14 protein-coding genes are annotated in these 20,080 nt (G+C 66.5%); 8 read left to right on the top strand and 6 right to left on the bottom strand.

The window, feature by feature from the left end; all coding sequences use genetic code 11:
- The first annotated feature begins 49 nt into the window (after positions 1-49).
- Together ACI1V7_RS19880 and ACI1V7_RS19875 are read left to right on the top strand one after the other, a co-directional pair.
- Positions 50-1,732, top strand: a complete 1,683-nt coding sequence (locus ACI1V7_RS19880) for an alpha-amylase family glycosyl hydrolase (protein ID WP_404533512.1) — start codon at positions 50-52, stop codon at positions 1,730-1,732.
- Positions 1,733-1,914: 182 nt separating this feature from the next.
- Positions 1,915-2,904 carry an alpha/beta fold hydrolase gene (locus ACI1V7_RS19875; RefSeq protein ID WP_404534152.1) on the top strand — a complete coding sequence of 330 codons (990 nt, stop codon included), beginning with the start codon at positions 1,915-1,917 and terminating at the stop codon, positions 2,902-2,904.
- Between the two features lie 75 nt (positions 2,905-2,979).
- On the opposite strand, the gene ACI1V7_RS19870 is transcribed toward ACI1V7_RS19875, so the two are convergent.
- On the bottom strand, positions 2,980-3,420 hold the full coding sequence (locus ACI1V7_RS19870; RefSeq protein ID WP_404533511.1) for a DoxX family protein: 441 nt from the start codon (positions 3,418-3,420) through the stop codon (positions 2,980-2,982).
- Between the two features lie 322 nt (positions 3,421-3,742).
- Here ACI1V7_RS19870 and ACI1V7_RS19865 point away from each other — a divergent pair, with 322 nt between their 5' ends.
- The 4 genes from ACI1V7_RS19865 (at position 3,743) to ACI1V7_RS19850 (ending at position 8,279) form a co-directional block, all read left to right on the top strand.
- Entirely contained in the window at positions 3,743-5,647 is a 1,905-nt protein-coding gene (locus ACI1V7_RS19865; protein WP_404533510.1) for a glucokinase, read from the top strand.
- Between the two features lie 12 nt (positions 5,648-5,659).
- Entirely contained in the window at positions 5,660-6,352 is a 693-nt protein-coding gene (locus ACI1V7_RS19860) for a M15 family metallopeptidase (RefSeq protein WP_404533509.1), read from the top strand.
- A 298-nt stretch (positions 6,353-6,650) separates the two neighbouring features.
- Entirely contained in the window at positions 6,651-7,784 is a 1,134-nt protein-coding gene (locus ACI1V7_RS19855) for a serine hydrolase domain-containing protein (RefSeq protein ID WP_404533508.1), read from the top strand.
- Positions 7,785-7,892: 108 nt separating this feature from the next.
- A complete protein-coding gene (locus ACI1V7_RS19850; protein ID WP_404533507.1) occupies positions 7,893-8,279 on the top strand; it encodes a hypothetical protein in 387 nt (128 codons plus the stop codon).
- 66 nt (positions 8,280-8,345) lie between these two features.
- On the opposite strand, the gene ACI1V7_RS19845 is transcribed toward ACI1V7_RS19850, so the two are convergent.
- The 4 genes from ACI1V7_RS19845 to ACI1V7_RS19830 form a co-directional block, all read right to left on the bottom strand.
- A complete protein-coding gene (locus tag ACI1V7_RS19845) occupies positions 8,346-9,479 on the bottom strand; it encodes an alpha/beta hydrolase family protein (protein ID WP_404533506.1) in 1,134 nt (377 codons plus the stop codon).
- Between the two features lie 66 nt (positions 9,480-9,545).
- The gene (locus ACI1V7_RS19840; protein ID WP_404533505.1) at positions 9,546-10,313 is read right to left on the bottom strand and encodes a sulfite exporter TauE/SafE family protein; all 768 of its coding nucleotides are present in this window, start codon (positions 10,311-10,313) and stop codon (positions 9,546-9,548) included.
- 184 nt (positions 10,314-10,497) lie between these two features.
- Positions 10,498-13,215, bottom strand: a complete 2,718-nt coding sequence (locus ACI1V7_RS19835; protein ID WP_404533504.1) for an alpha-1,6-glucosidase domain-containing protein — start codon at positions 13,213-13,215, stop codon at positions 10,498-10,500.
- Between the two features lie 40 nt (positions 13,216-13,255).
- Complete coding sequence (locus ACI1V7_RS19830) at positions 13,256-14,806, bottom strand: POT-type proton-dependent oligopeptide transporter (RefSeq protein WP_404534150.1); 1,551 nt, start codon at positions 14,804-14,806, stop codon at positions 13,256-13,258.
- Positions 14,807-15,190: 384 nt separating this feature from the next.
- On the opposite strand from ACI1V7_RS19830, the gene ACI1V7_RS19825 reads away from it, so the two are divergent.
- Together ACI1V7_RS19825 and glk are read left to right on the top strand one after the other, a co-directional pair.
- On the top strand, positions 15,191-16,837 hold the full coding sequence (locus tag ACI1V7_RS19825) for an alpha-amylase family glycosyl hydrolase (protein WP_404533503.1): 1,647 nt from the start codon (positions 15,191-15,193) through the stop codon (positions 16,835-16,837).
- A 4-nt stretch (positions 16,838-16,841) separates the two neighbouring features.
- Positions 16,842-18,713, top strand: a complete 1,872-nt coding sequence (glk, locus tag ACI1V7_RS19820; RefSeq protein WP_404533502.1) for a glucokinase — start codon at positions 16,842-16,844, stop codon at positions 18,711-18,713.
- Positions 18,714-18,837: 124 nt separating this feature from the next.
- Here the strand turns inward: glk and ACI1V7_RS19815 are convergent, their stop codons facing one another.
- Complete coding sequence (locus ACI1V7_RS19815) at positions 18,838-20,043, bottom strand: MFS transporter (protein WP_404533501.1); 1,206 nt, start codon at positions 20,041-20,043, stop codon at positions 18,838-18,840.
- Positions 20,044-20,080: the final 37 nt, after the last annotated feature.

The raw sequence follows: 20,080 nt of genomic DNA, 5'->3' as shown, positions 1-20,080 counted from the left end.
CCTGCGCAGGGACGACGGTGGCTTTTCAACCATCTACACAGGACCACGAATGAAGATCTCCGCCCTTGCCATCTCCCTGATGCTCGCCTTCGGCACCGCCCAAGCTGCACCCGCGCCCGCGCCGGTCAAAGGCAAACCGTTCACCTGGGAGAACGCGACCGTCTACTTCCTGCTGACGGACCGCTTCAACAACGGCAATCCGGCCAACGACCTCGCCTACGGCCGCAAGGCCGACGCGGCGACGGCGCGCGGCTTCATGGGCGGCGACCTGGCCGGCATCACGGCCAAGATCAAGGAGGGCTACTTCACGGACCTGGGCGTGGATGCGATCTGGATCACCCCGCCGGTCGAGCAGATCCACGGATCGACCGACGAGGGCACCGGCAAGTCCTACGGCTTCCACGGCTACTGGGCGCGCGACTTCACGGCCGTCGACGCCAACCTCGGCACCGAGAAGGACGTGCGCGAGCTGGTCGAGACGGCGCACGCACACGGCATCCGCGTGCTGCTGGACGTGGTCATGAACCACACGGGACCCGTCACCGCGCAGGACACCGTCTGGCCGGCCGACTGGGTCCGTACCGAACCCGCGTGCGACTTCAAGACGGCCAAGGGCACGATCCAGTGCACGCTGGTGAAGAACCTGCCGGACATCCGCACCGACAGCAACGCCGCCGTGGAGTTGCCGCCGTTCCTGGCGGCGAAGTGGAAGCAGGAGGGCAGGTACGAGCGCGAGACGAAGGAACTGGACGATTTCTTCAAGCGCACCGGCTACCGGCGCGCGCCGCGCTACTACCTGATGAAATGGCACGCCGACTGGGTGCGCAAGTACGGCTTCGACGGCTTCCGCGCCGACACCGTCAAGCACACCGAGGCCGGCATCTGGAAGGAGCTGCGCAAGGTCGCGGGCCAGGCCTACGAGGACTGGAAGCGCACGCCGGCCGGCAAGCAGGCCGTCAAGGAGATGGGCAACGTGCCGTTCTTCATGACCGCCGAGGTGTACGGCTATTCCGTGAAGAACGGCCGCGACTATGCCTACGACGACGGCACGAAGGTCGACTTCTATGCCAACGGCTTCGACAACCTGATCAACTTCAGCCTGCCGGCCGATGCGCGCGGCGGCTACGAGCAGCTGTTCGCCGATTACTCCAAGGCGCTGCACGGTCCTTTGCAGGGTGTCTCGGTCCTGAACTACGTCGACTCGCACGACGACGGCAATCCGTTCGACGCGCAGCGCCAGCATCCGCTGGAATCGGCCAACAAGCTGCTGCTGGCGCCGGGCGCCGCCCAGGTCTACTACGGCGACGAGACGGCGCGCGTGCTGAAGATCGACGGTGCGGAAGGCGACGCCAACCTGCGCTCCTTCATGAACTGGGATGCCTTGAAATCCAATACGCGCGTGGGCCTGTACGGCGCCGCCGACGTGCGCGACCACTGGGCGCGCCTGGCCCGCTTCCGCCACGCCCACCCGGCCGTCGGCGCGGGCGTGCACCAGATGCTCGCGTCCAGCCCCTACACCTTCAAGCGCACCTACGACAAGGACGGCACCAGCGACCGCGTGGTCGTGGCGCTGGACCTGCCGATGGACCGCGCCGTGCCGATCTCCGTGGCCGGCGTGTTCGGCGACGGCCTCACGGTGCGCGACTGGTACACGGGCAAGACGGCCGTGGTCAAGGATGGCAAGGTGCAGTTCGATGGGCGTGCAACCGTCGCGTTGATCGCGCTGGATTGACACCATGGCGTCGCCCCCGCGAAGGCGGGGGCCCGATTTCTTGCGTGCAGTCGCGCTGGAGGCTGACCCGCCTCACGCGGATATGGACGCGTGCGCACCCCGCATCCGCTAGACTCGCAGGCATCGCAACCCAACAAGGAAGCTCCATGCCCGCACGACTCTCCGCACTCCTGTTCACCGCCATGCTCGCCGCCTTGCCCTGGGCCGCCGCCCAGGAGGCGGCGCCGAAGGAGCCCAGCTACGGCCCCGAACTGGAAGGCTTCGATTACCCTTACCCCGTGCAGCAATACCGCTTCACGTCGCAAGGCGAGCAGCTGCACATGGCCTATATGGACGTCAAGCCGGCCAGGCCGAACGGCCGCACCGTCGTCCTCCTGCACGGCAAGAACTTCTGCGCCGCCACCTGGAAAGGCAGCATCGACGCGCTGAGCGCCGCCGGCTACCGCGTGGTGGCGCCGGACCAGGTCGGCTTCTGCAAGTCGAGCAAGCCGCAGCACTACCAGTACACCTTCCAGCAACTGGCGGCCAACACGCATGGCCTGCTGGAGTCCATCGGCGTCAAGCGCGCGACGGTGCTGGGCCACTCGACGGGCGGCATGCTGGCGGTGCGCTACGGCCTGCTGTATCCGGAACAGACGGAGCAGCTGGCGCTGGCCAATCCGATCGGCCTGGAAGACTGGAAGGCGCTGGGCGTGCCCTCGCTGGGCGTGGACAAGTGGTTCGAGCGCGAGCTCGCGACGAATGCCGACAAGATCCGCGCCTACGAGAAATCGACGTATTACGTGAACGTGTGGAAGCCGGAATACGAACCGTGGGTGCAGATGCTGGCGGGGATGAACCGCGGTCCCGGCAAGCGCCTCGTCGCATGGAACTCGGCGCTGCTGTACGACATGATCTACACGCAGCCCGTCGTCTACGAACTGCCGCTATTGAAGATGCCCGTGCTGCTGCTGATCGGCACGAAGGACACGACCGCGATCGGCAAGGACGCGGCGCCAGCGGACATCCGCCCCAAGCTGGGCAACTATGCGGAGCTGGGCAAGCGCGCGGCGAAGGCGATCCCGCAGGCGACGCTCGTGGAGTTCGACGACATGGGCCATGCGCCGCAGATGCAGGACCCGAAACGCTTCCACGACGCCCTGCTCAAGGGCCTGCAGGCCGCGAAGCCGTAAACGCGACAGCGCCGGCATCCGCGAGGATGCCGGCGCTGTCGCGTGTCGGGCGAGGCAGGGCTCAGGCAGCCCAGCTCAGGCAGCGAATTGCGCAGGACGGCTGGTGCGGCCGGCACGCGCGTCGATGCTGTAGGCGCCGGCGCCGAACGCTGCCACCTGCAGCATGCCGCCGGCGATCGCGATGTTCTTCAGGAAGTGCAGCAGCTGGTTCTGGTCGCCGAACGCGTGGTGGAAGGCGAGGGCGGTGACGATGGAGAACGCGGCCATGAGGGCGGCCACGATGCGCGTCCGGTAGCCGACCACCAGCAGCAGGCCGCCGCCCAGTTCGACGGCGATGGCGGCCGCGTAGGCCAGCGGCGCGAACGGCATGCCGGACGACTGGATGTAGCCGATGGTGGCGGCCGGCGCCGCCAGCTTGCCCAGCGCGCTGAAGATGAAGATCGTGGCCAGCAGCAGGCGGCCGATGGCCGGGACGACGGTGGTGGTGTTGACGGTATTGGTGGTGGTCGTGTTCATGATGCGTTCCTTTCTTGTTGATGGTCGATGAATCGTCGTTGAGCGAATCTCGTTCGCGATGAATGTATCGTAGTCCTCGTCGATCGATCCAGGTAGCCTATATAAATCGATGATTGCCATCGAATGAATGGATACATCGGGGCGCATCATGCTTATTGGAGGAAGGCAGCTGTGCGCGCCTCGACAACTGCGAGGCGACAAGCAGAGAAAGGTAGGCAAGCACGGTCGCGCCTGCGCGGGCTGCCGGAAACCCTTGTCTGAATGGTATCCTAGCTGCAATACAAGAAAATACAGGAGACCCTCTGCAAGAGGACGCATCACCATGACGCTCGAACCCGACACCACGACGAAGCCCGGCCGTCCCGCCTATGCCGACGGCCCGCGCCTGCTGGCCGACATCGGCGCCACTCACGCGCGCTTCGCCCTCGAATCCGCGCCGGGCGTGCTGCGCGACGTGGCCGTGCTGCTGTGCGACGACTATCCCGGCATCGTCCCGCTGCTGCACGCCTACCTGGCGCAGACGGACGGCGTGCGCATCTGCCACGCCGCGTTCGCGCTGGCGAACCCGATCAGCGGCGACTTCATCCGCATGACGAACCGCGACTGGCAATTCTCTACGGAGGAAGTGCGGCGCGAGCTGGGCCTGAACACGCTGCTGATCGTGAACGACTTCACGGCGCTGGCGATGGCGCTGCCGGGCTTCGGGCCCGACGACCTGCTGCAGGTGGGCGGCGGCGCGGCGGCACCGAATGCCGTCGCCGGCGTGCTGGGCCCGGGCACGGGCCTGGGTGTCTCGGGCGTGATCCCGACCGTCGACGGTTTCGTCACGCTCGGCAGCGAAGGCGGCCACGTGAACTTCGCCCCGGCCGACGAGCGCGAGTTCGCGATCCTGCAGTACGCGTGGCGCGAATGGCAGCACGTGTCGAATGAGCGCCTGATCTCCGGCCCCGGCATGGAAATCATCTACCGCGCGCTGGCGCAGCGCAACGGCGTGCGCATCCCGCAAGATGCGCCGGTGCGCGACGCCGCCGCCATCGTCGCCTGCGCGCTCGACGATGGCGATGCGCTGTGCCTGGAAGTGCTGGAAGCCTTCAGCGCCATGCTGGGCGGCGCGGCCGCCAACCTGGCCGTGACGCTGGGCGCCTTCGGCGGCATCTTCATCGGCGGCGGCATCGTGCCGCGCATCGCCCAGTGGTTCGCGCAGTCGCCGTTCCGCGCGCGGTTCGAGGCCAAGGGACGCTTTTCCAGCTACCTCGCGCAGATCCCGACCTACGTGATCATGACGCCTAACCCGGCGCTGCGCGGCGTGTCGAGCATCCTCACCGAACACCTGCGCCACCGCAACGGCGCCAACACGCTGATGGAGCGGGTGCAGCACCTGCAGGCGCAGCTGTCGCCGGCCGAGCAGCGCGTGGCCACGCTCGTCATCGAGCACCCGCGCAAGGTGCTGTCCGAGCCGATCGCGGAAATCGCGAAGATGGCCGACGTGAGCCAGCCGACCGTGATCCGCTTCTGCCGCTCGCTGGGCTTTTCCGGCCTGGCCGACTTCAAGCTCAAGTTCGCGGGCAGCCTGACGGGCACGATCCCCGTGCGCCACAGCCAGGTGCGCATGACGGACAGCACCCACGACCTGTCGGCGAAAGTCATCGACAACACCGTGTCCGCGATCCTGAAGTTCCGCGACCAGCTCGACGTACATTCGATCGACCGCGCCATCGAGCTGCTGCGCCGCGCCAAGCGCGTGGAGTTCTACGCGATGGGCAATTCGCGCGTCGTCGCCATCGACGGCCAGCACAAATTCTTCCGCTTCCGCATTCCCGCATCGTCGTACGGCGACGCCCACCTGTTCGCGCTGGCCGCCGAGTTGCTGGGCCCGGGCGACGTGGTGATCGCCATCTCGACGGCGGGCCAGCTGCCCGAGCTGCTCGACGCCGTCGACACGGCGCGCGCAACGGGCGCCGACGTCATCGCCATCACCAGCAGCAAGTCGCCGCTGGCCAAGAAGGCCAGCATCTGCCTGGCTGTCGACCACAGCGAGGACAGCACCACGTTCCTGTCGATGATCTCGCGCATCCTGCAACTGCTCCTCATCGACATCATGGCGGTCGGCATCTCGCTGGGCCACCAGGGCGAGCATCCCGAGGCGCACGGGACGCGCGGTGGGGAGCGCAACAATGACCGGCACAGCGAGCGCGGACGCCTGCTGATCTCGCACCTGGACGCCTGAACGGAGCGCGCCGTGACCGCCATCGTGTTCGACGAGTACGAATGGACGGGCAGGGCGCGCACCCACGTGCGCCAGTATGCGCAGCCGCGCTTCGCCGCGCGGCCCGAGGTGGCGGAGGCTTTCCTGGCGCTGCGCGCAGCGGCCGCGCAGGACGGCATCGACCTGACGCCGGTCGCATCCTGGCGGCCGTTCGAGGCCCAGCTGCGCAACTGGAACCGCAAGTTCGGCGGCGAGGCGACGCTGTACGACATCGACGGGCAGCCGCGCGAACGCGCCGGTATGACGCCGCAAGACGTCGTGTGGGCGATCCTGGGCTGGTCTGCGTTTCCCGGCGCCTCGCGGCGGCACTGGGGCACGGACATCGACGTGTTCGACCGCGCCGCGCTGCCCGCCGGCCAGAAGGTGCGCCTGCTGCCGCAGGAAGTGCGGCCGGGCGGCGTGTTCGCGCCGCTGCATGCGTGGCTCGACGAGCATATCGCGGACTTCGGTTTCTTCCGGCCGTATCGGGCGTATCGCGGCGGGATGTATCCGGAGCCGTGGCATCTCAGCTATGCGCCCTCCGCAAAGGTGGCGCTGGAGGCGTTCGACATCGACGTGCTGGCACGGGTGATCGGGGAGGCGGATGGGATGCTGGGGCGGGAGCTGGCGCTCGAGATGCTGCCGGAGATCGCGCGGCGGCATGTGCTGGTGGTAGATGTTGCTTAGTTGTTGCTTAGTTTTTCCTTGGTGCCGCGTGAAGTCGATATCCTGCATCGAGCTTCATGCTGGGCGGGATGGTGGGGGCCACGGCGCTGTTGATGAAATAGGCGGCGTGTCGGATGGCCCGTCTTGTATGCGCGATTGCACACCGATCAGGTGAGCCGCATCGATATTGACGCATTGACTTCGGGACTGGGACATCCAACGGTTCGTCGCACGGAATGAACGGTTGGTCGCATCGCTACGTGGTTTGAAGCCGTCGCGGAGATATTCTGTCGCCATTACAACCGGTAATGGGAATTCCATGTACAACAGTTTCAGTCGCGAACGCTGCCTGCGTGCACTCCTCCCCCGATTCACGTGCCTGCTGGTGCTGTGCGCCGGCGCAGCCCATGCCGACGACATCGACGACCTTGTCAAGGCACAGCTGCGAGAACATCGGATTCCTGGTTTGTCGCTGGCCGTCGTATCGAAAGGCGCGATCGTCCGGGAAGGCGGTTTCGGGCTCGTCAGTGCTACTGGACAAACGGCTGTAACGCCGGCGACGCCATTCCAGGCCGCGTCGATCAGCAAGACCGTCGCTGCGCTCGGTGCACTGCGCCTGGTCGAAAGCGGCCAGCTGAAACTCGATGAGAACGTCAACCGTACGCTGCGCACGTGGCAGGTGCCGGATAACGAATTCACGAAGGACAGCAAGGTCACTTTGCGCGGGATCCTCAGCAACAGTAGCGGGCTGGGCGTGCCCAGTTTCCCGGGATACGCGGCCGGCGCACCGGTGCCCACGCTCGAACAGGTACTGGACGGAAAAGCGCCAGCGAATACGCCCGCGGTCCGGGTCGAATACGTTCCCCGCAGCCAATGGCACTATTCCGGAGGCGGTCACGTCGTACTGCAACAATTGATGAGCGATGCCAGCGGCCAGCCATTTGCAGGCCTGATGCGTGATCTCGTGCTAGCGCCGCTGGACATGAAGCACAGCACCTTCGAACAGCCGCTGCCCGCAGTACTGTCGTCGACGGCAGCGGCCGGGCACGTCGATGGCCAGCCGCTTCCGGGCGGGCGACACATCTATCCTGAACTGGCAGCGGCAGGCTTGTGGACCACCGCACCCGACCTGGCGCGCTTCGCCATCGGATTGCAGCGATCCTTCGAGGGACGCCCGGGGACCGTCATTTCCCAGCAGATGACCAAAGAAATGATGAGTAGACAAATTCGCGCGGAAGGGCTGGGCGTCTTTGTCATGGGCGTTGACAACCGCGCTCCCAGCCTGTGGTACGCGGGCAGAAACCGGGGCTTCGACTCCTTTCTGTGGTTCGCGCCAGCAAGCGGGGATGGGATCGTCATCATGATCAACGCTAACGATAACGACGACACCGTGAAAAGTATTGCGAGGTCGATTGCGGTCAAATATAAGATGACCGGATTTCCGTTTCCGTGAACTGAAACAGGCATGATGCCAGCCGCAGGCCGGGCTTCATCAGAAGCGGCGATTTGAACCAGCAGGATGCCGCAAGGTTTCGACAGTTTTTCAAGTGCAGGGAACAAGATGAAAAAGATGATGATTTGGCTGGGCGTGCTTGCTTCGCTCAATGCCGGTTGCGCTTCAATGATGCCTGCGCCGGCGGACAGGATTTCTGCATTGCCGGTGGTGGAAGTGGGGACGACGCCACCGCGTGACGGGGAGTTCGTTCTCCACGTCCCGGCCAATTCACCGGTACCGTTAAGGGTTGTCGTGCGAGGCTCGCTATTGACGGGAGATCAATCCGTAACCGGCAACATGACGTTTGCCCGCGACATTTATATCTACAAATATTGGTCAAGTTATGACCGCAAGACCTGGGAAAATTCGCACAAATTGCTGGATGTCGCTTTTAGCGGCGGCATGGACGCGTCAGGACTTAATGTAAGTGTCGGGTTGGACATGAAGCGCTGACAAATCCCTGTCGAGACGAAGGCTGCAACAGGCCACAAGAAGGGATGAGTTCACTCAATGGTTCACTCAATGAGCACGGAAGGGCGTTTCGCCACGAGACTCCTTGGCTGACAGCTGATTCGCAGCCCACGCCCCGATCAGCTCCATGACCTGCGGCGACATCGTCTCCTCGATCGTCGCCATCTCGGCAAATTCACCGCTGCGGGCAGTCTGGAAGAAGTGGTTCACGCCGGGTATCAGGCGCACCTCGGCTGCTGGATTCGCGGCCAGCGCCTTCTTCAGGGCAGGCAGGTTCTCGGGCGCAGGCACGACCCGGTCCTTGTCGCCGACCAGCGCCAGCACCGGACACCTGATCTGCTGCAGCCAGGCCTGTGGATTGATCGCCAGCAGCGTGCGCATCCACGGCGACAGGAAGGGCGCGATGTCGTCTTCCGAGTAAGGCCGGCCATACTGCGCCCTGGCGTCCTGGTACAGCTTGCGCACCTTGGTTTCCCGTTCCTGCGCGGTCGCGGGTACGGTGGCGGCGGCAATCACGGCACGCTGCAGGGCAAGTTCGCGCCGGGTGGCGTCGCCGGCGGCGTCGGCGCCAGCCGCATGGCGCGTCCGTGCCAATAACATGTCGCCGGCAGGGATGCCGTTGCCGGCCATGAGCACGAGGAAGGCGATGCCCGGATTCTTTGCGGCGACCATGGCGCCGACCAGCGCGCCTTCGCTATGGCCGACCAGGCCGATGCGTCGGCCGTCGATGTCTGGGCGCTTGCGCAGGAAGGCGGTCGCCGCGCCGATATCGGCTGCGAAGTCGTGGGTGGTGGCGGTGGCGAAGTCGCCGCCGGATCGACCGAGGCCGCGCTTGTCGCTGCGCAGAACGACAAAGCCGCGTCGCGTGAGGGCGTCGGCCAGGACCAGGTAGAAGCGGTGGCCGAACATGGCGCCATCGCGCAGCACCTCGCCGGAACCGGGGATGAGGACGATGGCGGGATGGGGGCCTGGCGTGGCCGGAATGGTCAAGGTGCCCGACAGGCGTGGGATGACCGGGGTGTTGCCGAAGCTGACTTCATGGACTTGGTATGGCAGGGGCAAGGCTGGGTTTTGCGGGCGGTGCGCGCCATGCGGTGTACGAGGCCAGAGAACGCAGGCGGTTGCCGCGATGGCGAGGACGGCGATGAGGCTGATGACGAAGCGCTGTGTGCGTTGGTTCATGGGCGATCGGGCCGGAAGCAGGACGGTACGGGGTCAATCGTCGTCGAGCATACGACATCTCGCCATTCAATGCCCCGTCACCAGCATCGCCGTCGCCGTCCCCAGCAACACGAGACAGAACAGCACCCGCAAGCGCGACGGCGGCCACTTGTGCGCCAGGTGCACGCCCCACGACACCGTCAGCACGCCGCCGACGGCCATCGGCACGCCCGTCGACCAGCTCACGTGACCGCCCTGCGCATACGCGAACAAGGCGACCACGGCACCGGGCGCGACGAGCGCCATCGCGACGCCCTGTGCACGCGTCTGCGCCATGCGCAGCAGGGCGACCAGCGCCGGCACGACGATCAGGCCGCCGCCGACCGTGAAGATGCCGGACATGGCGCCGCTGCCGAGGCCCAGCAGCGGCAGGGCGTACGACGGCGCCGGCTTTTCCTGGGCCGGCACCGCTTGCGGATTGCGGCGCGACGGGAAGCCGAAGTACAGCGCCAGCACGATGAGGAAGACGGCGAACGCGGTATGCAGGCCGCTGGCGCTGATCGACGATGCCAGGCGCGCCGCGACGTAGGTGCTGGCCATCGCGCACAGCGCGGCCAGCGCCACCTGGCGCAGGTCGATGCGGTGCTTCTGGTGGTAGCGGTAGAAGCCCATCGCGACGTTCGGCGCGATCATGACGAGGGCCGTGCCCTGGGCCAGGTGCTGGTCCATGCCGTACAGGTAGCCGAGCACGGGAATCGCGATCAGGCCGCCGCCGATGCCGAGCAGGCCGCCGGCCACGCCGAGGGTGGCACCGAGCGCGAAATTGAAGAGGGTGAGGAGGATAGGGTTGTGCACGGCGTTGCTTGGGATGCCAAACCGCACAGTATAGCTGCCGCCGGATTGCGCGGCGGCTTGAAGCAACGTCGTCCCTGCGAAGGCAGGGACCCAATCTCTGTGGGCGCAATCGATACGCATGCAAAATTGGGCCCCTGCCTTCGCAGGGGCGACGTAGTGATGCTGACGTGAGCGTCGAGCGCTGTTACTCCTCCACGAACACCACCGCCGTCCGCGGCGGAATCTCGTACGTTCCCGTGGCACCATCGAACGTCGCCTGCGTCGCGCGCTTGTCCGCCACCCCGTCCTTCATGAACACCGGATGCAGCTTCATGCGCTTGCCCACGGCTTGCGGATCGACGACCGCGTGGCCGACCTTGTCGACGTTGATGAAGTACGAGACACCGGCAAACCCGGCGCCGTCATGGCCACGGCCGTCGATGTAGGCGGCGACCACGGTCGGCACCTGCTGCGTGCCCGTGTTGAAGAAGCGCAGGCGGCGCTCGATCTCGGCGGCGCTCGGCAGGCGGAACAGCGTGGAGCTGGCGCGCACGGCGAGCAGGTCGCGGAAGGCGTCGCGGGTGAAGGCGATGTCGGCCGGCTGCGGCTTGATCGCGCGGTTGCCCAGCAGCGGCTTGATCAGCGCATAGTCCTTGCCGTTGTCCGCTTCCGGCGGCATGCCGGTGCCGAAGTAGTTGTCGCGGTAGGTCCAGTCCAGGCGGTTGAACCAGTCGCCGGAATTGAAGCTGTTGCGGTCCAGGGACTTCGAACGCAGCACGTCGATGCCGGCGTGCCAGTAGGCCACGCCCTGGCTGAACGCGTCGACGGCCATGCCCAGCACCTGCACGCGGGCGCGGTCCTGGCTGGTGGTCGACAGCGGCAGCTTGAACACGTTCATGTCGAACAGCGTCTGGTTGTCGTGGTTCTCGACGTAGTTCACCACCTCGCCCGGCTCGCTGGCGTAGCCGGCCGGCTGGCCGTTGTAGTCGATCGCTTCCAGCGGCACGGTCTTGCCGTCGTAGGTCTGCAGCGGATACGAGCGGATCGAACCGGCCAGGCCGGCGCGCACCAGGTCGGCCGTCTTGAGCAGTTCGACCGGCGCCACCTGGCCGGCCAGCGCGTTGGGGTCGTAGACCAGGCCGTTGATCCAGCCCTGGCGCTTGATCATCGCTTCGCCCGCGTCACCCGCCGCGCCGCCGCGCACGGCGTCGCGGGTGCGGTCGTTGAAGGTGCCGATGCCGCTGCCGTTCAGCGACAGTTGCGAGGCCTGCACGAAGCGCTTGCCGTCCGCCACTTCGCCGAAGTTCCAGCCTTCGCCGATCAGCTGGATCTTGCGGCCGGTCGCCGCATTCACCTTGCGCTGCAATTGCTCCATCACGGCGCGGGGCTGGTGGCCCATCAGGTCGAAGCGGAACGAGTCGATCTTGTACTGGGTGGCCCACAGCACGACGGAATCCGTCATGAGCTTGCCCATCATGAGGTTCTCGGTGGCCGTGTTGTCGCAGCAGGTCGAGGTCTCGACGCCGCCCTTGTCGTTCAGGCGGTGGTAGTAGCCGGGCACGATGCGGTCCAGCACCGACTTCTCGTTCTGGCCGGCGATGAAGGTGTGGTTGTAGACCACGTCCATGCCCACGCGCAGGCCGGCCTTGTGCAGGCTCTGCACCATCTGGCGGAATTCGACGACGCGCGTCTCGCCCCTGGCCGGGTCGGTGGCGTAGCTGCCTTCCGGCGCGTTGTAGTGGTAGGGGTCGTAGCCCCAGTTGAAGCAGTCGGTATTGGCCGTGCGCTTCACCTGCGCCTGCTGGCTGTCGCCGTCCGGCGCGCCGAACGGCTGCGGGGTGTCGCAGGCCAGTTCCGGCACGCTGCCGATGTCGTACACGGGCAGCAGGTGCACGTCGGTCAGGCCGTTCTTCGCCAGCGCCGTCAGGTGCTTCATCCCGTTGGACCGGGTGTAGGTGAAGGCCAGGTACTTGCCGCGGTGTTCGGGCAGCACGGTGTCGTCGTTGACGGAAAAGTCGCGCACGTGCAGTTCGTAGACCGACATGTCGGTCTGGTTCCTGACCGTCTGCGGGGCGGGCGTGGTGTCCCAGCCGGCCGGCTTGACGCGCGGGGAATCCAGGCGGCCGATCCAGCTGCGCTTCGAATCCGTCGTCAGGCTGACGGAATACGGGTCGGTGACGAGGTTGCGCACGATGCCGGCGCCGTCCACGGGCACGTCGACGGCGTACTTGTAGTACTTGCCCGTCATGTCGCCCGGCAGCGCGGTATTCCAGGTACCCGTGTTGCGGTCGAAGGTCATCTGGTAGGCAGCGCGCACGGCGCCGGACGGTCCGGTGTAGACGCACACGGCAGCCTGCTGCGCCGTCGGCGCCCACACGGAGAAGGCCGTGCGGTTGGCCTCGATGGTCACGCCCAGCTTGTCCAGGTTCGCGGCCTGCGCATACAGGTCGTCCAGCGCGCCGGCGGCCTGGATGCGCGTCGCGGCGCGCACGGTGCCGTCGGGCGCTTCCTGCACCAGCACCAGTTGCTGGCGGTGCAGGTCGGACAGCGTCGGCACGTCGCCGTCGGCCACGCGCAGCAGCGCGCCGTCGGCGACGTACTTGAAGCGCTCGGCGACGGCCGGCGCCACGGGCGCCTTCGACGTCTCCAGCACGATGGCGCCGGCGCTGCCGTCCACCTTGCCGCCGACGGGCGCGGCGATCGCGCCGTTGGGCGAGAAGTACAGCTTGAAGATGCCGTCGGCCGCCGTGCCGGGCCAGCGCACCAGGCGCGCATCGAGCCAGACGGCGCGCGCCTCGAAGCTGGCGGCGGAGGGGTGCTGGACGATCTGGAAGCTCCTGCTGTCGCAGGATTCGGGCGACACGGCGGCGTGGGCGCCGGCAGCGGCCAGCATGGCGGCGAGTGCGGCCGCGGTATGGGTCATTGTTTTCATGTGATTCATTCGGTGGGGCGAGGCGGCGCGCTCAGGCGGCGTCGCCGCGATAATAGTCGACGACGCGGTAGCGCGTTGCATACCAGCCAAAGGCGAGGGCGGCAAGGAAGGCGAAGGCGGCGAAGAAATACATCTGGAAGGCCATCACGCCCAGGCCGGTGCCGGCGATGTGGCCGAGCACCGTGTCGTTCTTGACGCTGGCGTTCACGATCAGCACCCACAGGCTGCCGACCGTCACGGCCAGCGACCAGAAGGCCATGATCGCGCCCTTCATCGAGCGCGGCGCCTGGCTGTAGGCGAATTCGAGGCCGGTGGCCGACACCAGCACCTCGCCCATCGTCAGCAGGGCATAGGGCAGGATCTGCCAGGCCATCGAGACGGGCGTGCCGCCGTCCATCACGACCTGGATGGTGCCGATGGCGACCCAGGACAGCGCGGACAGCGCGATCCCGGCCGTCATGCGGCGCAGCGCGCTCGGCTCCCAGCCCAGGCGGCGCAGGGCAGGGAACACGAGCAGGTTGTTGACGGGGATGAGCAGCATCACCAGCAGGGGATTGAGCGCCTGCATCTGCGCCGGCTCGAAGCGGAACTCGCTGCCGAACAGCGACAGCGTGGGCCGGACCATGGCATTGGCTTGCACGATCCAGGTCGAGGCCTTCTGGTCGAACAGGGACCAGAACGGCGTCACCAGCGCGAACACGATCAGGATGCGCAGCACGCCGCGCACGCCGTCCACCGCTTCGTCCGGATGCAGGCCGCGCGCCCGTTCCAGCTGCAGCGCCACGCCGATGCCGCCGCAGGCCAGCAGCAGCACCAGCGCCGTGCAGGCGGCGATGACGAAGCCCCAGGCGGGCGCCATCGCCAGCGCGGCCACGGCGCCCAGCACGCCGATCGTCGCGACGGCGAGGCCCGGGCGGCCTGCGCCGGCGCGGCGGGCCAGCAGCGCGGTCCTGGACACACGCAGGAAGGAGTGGGGATCGGCCGCCGTGGGCGGCACGTGCACGTACTTCTTGCGGCCGCTCCAGAACACGAGCGTGGCGATGAACATCAGGATGCCGGGAATGCCGAAGGCGACCGAGGCGCCGTAGTCGCGCAGGAAGATCGGCATCAGCAGCGAGGCGAAGAAGGAGCCGAAGTTGATGATCCAGTAGAACGCGTCGAACACGACCTTGGCGCGGTCCTTGTTGGTGTGGTCGAACTGGTCGCCGACGAACGAGGACACCAGCGGCTTGATGCCCCCCGAGCCGAGCGCGATCAGGAACAGCCCGGCGTAGAAGCCCTTGACGTTGTCCTCGAAGACGGCCAGGCAGGCGTGGCCGGCGCAGTACACGAGACTGAGCCAGAATACGGTGTTGTACTTGCCGAAGAAGCGGTCGGCGAGCCAGCCGCCCAGCAGGGGGAAGAAGTAGACGCCGATGACGAAGGTGTGGAACACGTGCTTGGCCTCGCCCGTGCGCTCGGCTTCGGGCAGGAACAGCAACAGCGAGGAGATCAGGAAGGGCGTCAGGATGTTGCGCATGCCGTAGAAGCTGAAGCGCTCGCAGCCCTCGTTGGCGATGATGTAGGGGATCTGGCGCGGCATGCGGCCGGTGGCGGCCTGCGGTGGATTCTGGGTCATTGTGTCTCCGTACCGTCGTCCCTGCGAAGGCAGGGACCCAAGTTCTGCTGGCGTATCGGCTGCACTTGCAATAGTGGATTCCCGCCAGCGCGGGAACGACGTGTTTGTAATAGTGCGTGCATGCTATGCAAGCGAGGCGAACTTGGCAACAGGAACTTGTTTGGCAAGCTCGACAGACTGCCGGAGTATCTGTAGTTTGACTACCGTTGGGCACGGTTTTGCTTGTTCAACTATTTTGTAAGCTCATGATTCTTATGATGATTTGAGAATGTGTGTCGTATTTCGCGCGATTGTCAGCTCAACCACGATCCTGTATATTGCGTAAAAATTATTAAGGACACCCCGCCCATGAGCACTTCCCGGAACGCCCAGAACCCCTGGTGGAAAGAAGCCATCATCTTCCAGGTCTACCCGCGCAGTTATCTCGACACCAACGGTGACGGCGTGGGCGACCTGGCCGGCATCACCGCCAAGCTCGATTACATCGCCAGCCTGGGCGTGGACATCGTCTGGCTGTCGCCGTTCTTCAAGTCGCCGATGAAGGACTTCGGCTACGACATCTCCGATTACTGCGACGTCGATCCCCTGTTCGGCACGCTGGCCGACTTCGACAAGCTGATCGCCAAGGCCCATGCGCTGGGCCTGAAGATCATGATCGACCAGGTGATGTCGCACACGGCCGAGGCCCACCCGTGGTTCGCCGAGAGCCGCTCCAGCCTGGACAATCCGAAGTCGGACTGGTACGTCTGGTCCGATCCGCTCCCGGACGGCAATCCTCCGAACAACTGGCTGTCCGTGTTCGGCGGCTCGGCGTGGCAGTGGGATACGCGCCGCAAGCAGTACTACATGCACAACTTCCTCGTCAGCCAGCCGCAACTGAATTTCCACAATCCGGACGTGCAGAAGGCGCATCTGGATTCGCTGCGCTTCTGGCTCGAGCGCGGCGTCGACGGCGTGCGCATGGACGCCTGCGTGTTCCACTTCCACGACCGCCAGCTGCGCAGCAATCCTCCGGCCCTCGTGCGCGACACCTCCACCGTCACGGACGTGAACCCGTACGGCATGCAGGCGCACATCCACGACAAGACGCAGCCCGAGAACATCGCCTTCCTGCAGAGGGTGCGCGCGCTGCTGGACGAATACGATGCCATCTCGATCGGCGAAGTATCGTCGGACGATGCGCTGGCCCAGATGGCCGAATACACGGCGGGCGGCGACAAGCTGCACATGGCCTACAGCTTCAACCTGCTCACGCCCGAGTTCTCGAGCGCCCATATCCGCCGCCAGGTTGAGGAGTTCAACGAGCGCGTGACGGACGGCTGGGGTTCCTGGTCGGTCGGCAACCACGACGCGATCCGCGTGGCCACGCGCTGGTCGGACGGGCCGTGGACGCCGGAGACGGGCGCCGCGCTGTCGAAGCTGGTGCTGGCCATGCAGCTGTCGCTGAAGGGCACGCCGTGCCTGTATCAGGGCGACGAGCTGGGTCTGCCCGAGGCGGACGTGCCCTACGAACTGCTGCAGGACCCGTACGGCATCACGTTCTGGCCCGAGTTCAAGGGCCGCGACGGCTGCCGCACGCCGATGCCGTGGACGGCCGAGGCGCCGAACGCCGGCTTCACCGCCGGCAAGCCGTGGCTGCCGGTGCCAGACGAACACCTGGCGCTGAACGCCGAGGCCCAGGACAAGGATCCGCATTCGGCGCTGAACTTCGCGCGCACCATCATCCACTGGCGCCGCACGCTGCCCCAGCTCACGCGCGGCGAGATCGCGTTCTTCGACGTGCCGCAGCAGGCGCTGGCGCTGCGCCGCGACGTCGATGGCCATCCGACCGTGCTGGCCGTGTTCAACGTGACCAATGCGCCGGTGACGTTCGACTGGCCGGCGGCAGCGAGCGCCAGCCCGCTCGCGGGCCACGGCCTGGCGGGCGAGGTGGCCGGCACCGTCGTCACGCTGCCGCCGTACGGCGGCTGGTTCGGCACCGTCGACAAGGAGTAAGGCCATGCAGGAGCAGCTGGACGACGATTCGAAACCCGCCCGCACGGCCTTTGCCGACGGGCCGCGCCTGCTGGCCGACATCGGCGCGACCCACGCGCGGTTCGCGCTGCAGACGGCGCCGGGCAGCTACCGTTCGGTGCGCGTGCTCAAGTGCGACGACTTCGCCGGCATCGTCGACCTGCTGCGCTTCTACTTGTCCGAGCATGCGGACGTGCGCCCGCGCCACGGCGCGCTGGCGCTCGCCAATCCGGTCGACGGCGACTACGTGCGCATGACCAACCGGCCTTGGGAATTCTCGACCGACGCCGTGCGCCGCGACCTGGGTTTCGATACCCTGCTGATCGTGAACGACTTCACGGCGCTGGCGATGGCGATCCCGGGCCTGAAACCCGCGGACCTGATGCAGGTGGGCGGCGGCAAGCCGGTGCCGGGCGCCGTGCTGGGCGTGCTGGGACCGGGTACGGGCCTGGGCGTCTCGGGCGGCATTCCGACCGTGGACGGCTTCATCACCCTCGGCAGCGAAGGCGGCCACGTCAACTTCGCGCCCGCCGACGAGCGCGAGTTCGCGATCCTGCAGGCCGCCTGGCGCGAGTGGACGCACGTCTCGAACGAGCGCCTCATTTCCGGCCCCGGCATGGAGATCATCCACCGCGCGCTGGCCGAGAGGAACGGCGTGCAGGCGCCGCCGCGCACCTCGGCCCAGATCATCGCCGGCGCGCTGGAAGACAAGGATCCGCTGTGCCTGGAAGTGCTGGAGTGCTTCTGCGGCATGCTGGGCGGCGCCGCGGCCAACCTGGCCGTGACGCTGGGCGCCTTCGGCGGCATCTTCATCGGCGGCGGCATCGTGCCGCGTATGGGGGAGTGGTTCAAGGCGTCGCCGTTCCGCACGCGTTTCGAAGCCAAGGGCCGTTTTTCCGGCTACCTGGCCGACATTCCGACCTATGTGATCTCGACGGCGCACGTGGCGTTCGACGGCGTCGCCAACATCCTGTCCGAGCACCTGCGCGGGCGCAGCGGCGGCAATACGCTGATGGACCGCATCCAGGGCCTGCGCGCCGAGCTGACGCCGGCCGAGCAGCGCGTGGCCACGCTGGTGCTGGAACAGCCGCGCCTCGTGCTGAACGAGCCGATCGCCGGCATCGCGAAGCTGGCGGACGTCAGCCAGCCGACCGTGATCCGCTTCTGCCGCTCGCTGGGCTTCCTGGGCCTGGCCGACTTCAAGCTGAAATTCGCCAGTTCGCTCACGGGCTCGATCCCCGTGCGCCACAGCCAGGTGCGCACCAACGACAGCACGCACGACCTGTCGGCCAAGGTGATCGACAACACGATCTCCGCGATCCTGCAGTTCCGCGACCAGCTGGACGTGCGCGCGATCGACCGCGCCATCGAGTTGATCAGCCGTGCGAAACGCGTGGAGTTCTACGCGATGGGCAATTCGCGCGTGGTGGCGCTGGACGGCCAGCACAAGTTCTTCCGCTTCCGCATCCCGACGGCGCTGTACGGCGACTCGCACCTGTTCAAGCTGGCGGCCGACCTGCTGGGCCCCGGCGACGTGGTGGTGGCCATTTCCAACTCGGGCCGCCTGCCGGACCTGCTGGCGGCCGTGGACACGGCGCGCGAGCGCGGCGCCGATGTCATCGCCATCAGCAACAGCCAGTCGCCGCTGGCGAGAAAAGCCAGCATCTGCCTGGCCGTCGACCACGCCGAGGACAGCACGACGTTCCTGGCGATGATCTCGCGCATCCTTCAGCTGCTCCTCATCGACATCATGGCGGTGGGGGTGTCCGTGGACGTGCACCATGCGCGGCCGGACAGTGTGGGGACGGAAGGGGAGCCGGATGGGAAGCGGGCGTTGATTTCGCACCTGGATAGCTGAGACGATACGCAAGAACGTCGTCCCCGCGAAGGCGGGGACCCAATGTTGCAAGCGTCGAGATGACGCGTGCAAATTGGGTCCCTGCCTGCGCAGGGACGGCGTTGTTTCAAGTGAGTCGTACTTCTTACTTTTCCATCTTCGGCAACAACGCCGCCAGGATCCCCAGCAGCGGCAGGAACGACGCCATCCGGTACACCGATTCGATGCCCGACACGTCCGCGATATGCCCCATCGCCGCCGCGCCGATGCCGCTCACGCCGAACATCAGTCCGAAGAAGATCCCCGCGATCATGCCCACCTTGCCCGGCACCAGCTCCTGCGCGAACACGACGATCGCGGAAAACGCCGACGACATCACCAGGCCGATCACCACGGACAGCACGCCGGTCCAGAACAGGTCCGCATAGGGCAGGGCCAGCGTGAACGGGGCCGCGCCCAGGATCGAGACCCAGATCACGCGCTTGCGGCCGATGCGGTCGCCGATCGGGCCGCCCGCGAACGTGCCCAGGGCCACCGAGGCCAGGAACAGGAACAGGTACATCTGCGCCGTCCCCACGGGGACGTGGAACTTCTCGATCAGGTAGAAGGTGTAGTAGCTCTGCAGGCTGGCCATGTAGATGTACTTCGAGAACACCAGCAGCGCCAGCACGGCCAGCGCCTTGACGACCTTGTCGCGCGGCAGGCGCGGTCCCGCATGGGCGGCGGTTTTCTTCGCGCCGCCGGCGAGGTGGCTGCCGTACCAGCGCGAGACGCCCACCAGCACGATCACGGCCACGAGCACGAACAGCGTGAACCAGGCGATGCGGCCCTGGCCGCGTCCGACGATGATGGCGGCGGCCAGCAACGGCCCGAATGCCGAGCCGAGGTTGCCGCCGACCTGGAACAGCGATTGCGCGAAGCCGAAGCGGCCGCCCGACGCCAGCCGCGCCACGCGCGAGGCTTCCGGGTGGAAGGTCGAGGAGCCCACGCCGATCATGCCGGCCGCCAGCAGTAGCATGCCGAAGCTGCCGGCCACCGACAGCAGGCCGACGCCGGCGAGGGTCACGCACATCCCGACCGGCAGCAGGAAGGGGATCGGATGCTTGTCCGTGTACAGGCCGATCCACGGCTGCAGCAACGAGGCGGTGCACTGGAAGGTCAGCGTGATCAGGCCGACCTGGGTGAAGGACAGCGCGAATTCCTGCTTGAGCAGGGGGTAGATCGAGGGCAGCACGGCCTGCACGCAATCGTTCAGCAGGTGCACGAAGGCGACCGAGAACAGGATCTGCAGGACGGTGCCGCTGGCCGCCGGGGTGGCGGTGGTAGCAGAACTGGAAGGTGTGGTGGACATTCAGTGAATCCTTTTTGTAGTCCATCAAGTGTAATAT

It is taken from the genome of Massilia paldalensis (genome assembly GCF_044901715.1).
Classification (GTDB): domain Bacteria; phylum Pseudomonadota; class Gammaproteobacteria; order Burkholderiales; family Burkholderiaceae_D; genus Telluria; species Telluria paldalensis.
The sequence above is the reverse complement of the archived record's forward strand: the minus strand, read 5'-3'. Positions and strand labels throughout refer to the sequence as shown.

Excerpts from the sequence above, each read along its gene's own strand:
- ACI1V7_RS19880 (WP_404533512.1), top strand. The coding sequence starts at position 50 with ATGAAGATCTCCGCCCTTGCCATCTCCCTGATGCTCGCCTTCGGCACC.
- ACI1V7_RS19875 (WP_404534152.1), top strand. The coding sequence starts at position 1,915 with ATGCTCGCCGCCTTGCCCTGGGCCGCCGCCCAGGAGGCGGCGCCGAAG.
- ACI1V7_RS19870 (WP_404533511.1), bottom strand. The coding sequence starts at position 3,420 with ATGAACACGACCACCACCAATACCGTCAACACCACCACCGTCGTCCCG.
- ACI1V7_RS19865 (WP_404533510.1), top strand. The coding sequence starts at position 3,743 with ATGACGCTCGAACCCGACACCACGACGAAGCCCGGCCGTCCCGCCTAT.
- ACI1V7_RS19855 (WP_404533508.1), top strand. The coding sequence starts at position 6,651 with ATGTACAACAGTTTCAGTCGCGAACGCTGCCTGCGTGCACTCCTCCCC.
- ACI1V7_RS19850 (WP_404533507.1), top strand. The coding sequence starts at position 7,893 with ATGAAAAAGATGATGATTTGGCTGGGCGTGCTTGCTTCGCTCAATGCC.
- ACI1V7_RS19845 (WP_404533506.1), bottom strand. The coding sequence starts at position 9,479 with ATGAACCAACGCACACAGCGCTTCGTCATCAGCCTCATCGCCGTCCTC.
- ACI1V7_RS19835 (WP_404533504.1), bottom strand. The coding sequence starts at position 13,215 with ATGACCCATACCGCGGCCGCACTCGCCGCCATGCTGGCCGCTGCCGGC.
- ACI1V7_RS19830 (WP_404534150.1), bottom strand. The coding sequence starts at position 14,806 with ATGCCGCGCCAGATCCCCTACATCATCGCCAACGAGGGCTGCGAGCGC.
- ACI1V7_RS19825 (WP_404533503.1), top strand. The coding sequence starts at position 15,191 with ATGAGCACTTCCCGGAACGCCCAGAACCCCTGGTGGAAAGAAGCCATC.
- glk (WP_404533502.1), top strand. The coding sequence starts at position 16,842 with ATGCAGGAGCAGCTGGACGACGATTCGAAACCCGCCCGCACGGCCTTT.
- ACI1V7_RS19815 (WP_404533501.1), bottom strand. The coding sequence starts at position 20,043 with ATGTCCACCACACCTTCCAGTTCTGCTACCACCGCCACCCCGGCGGCC.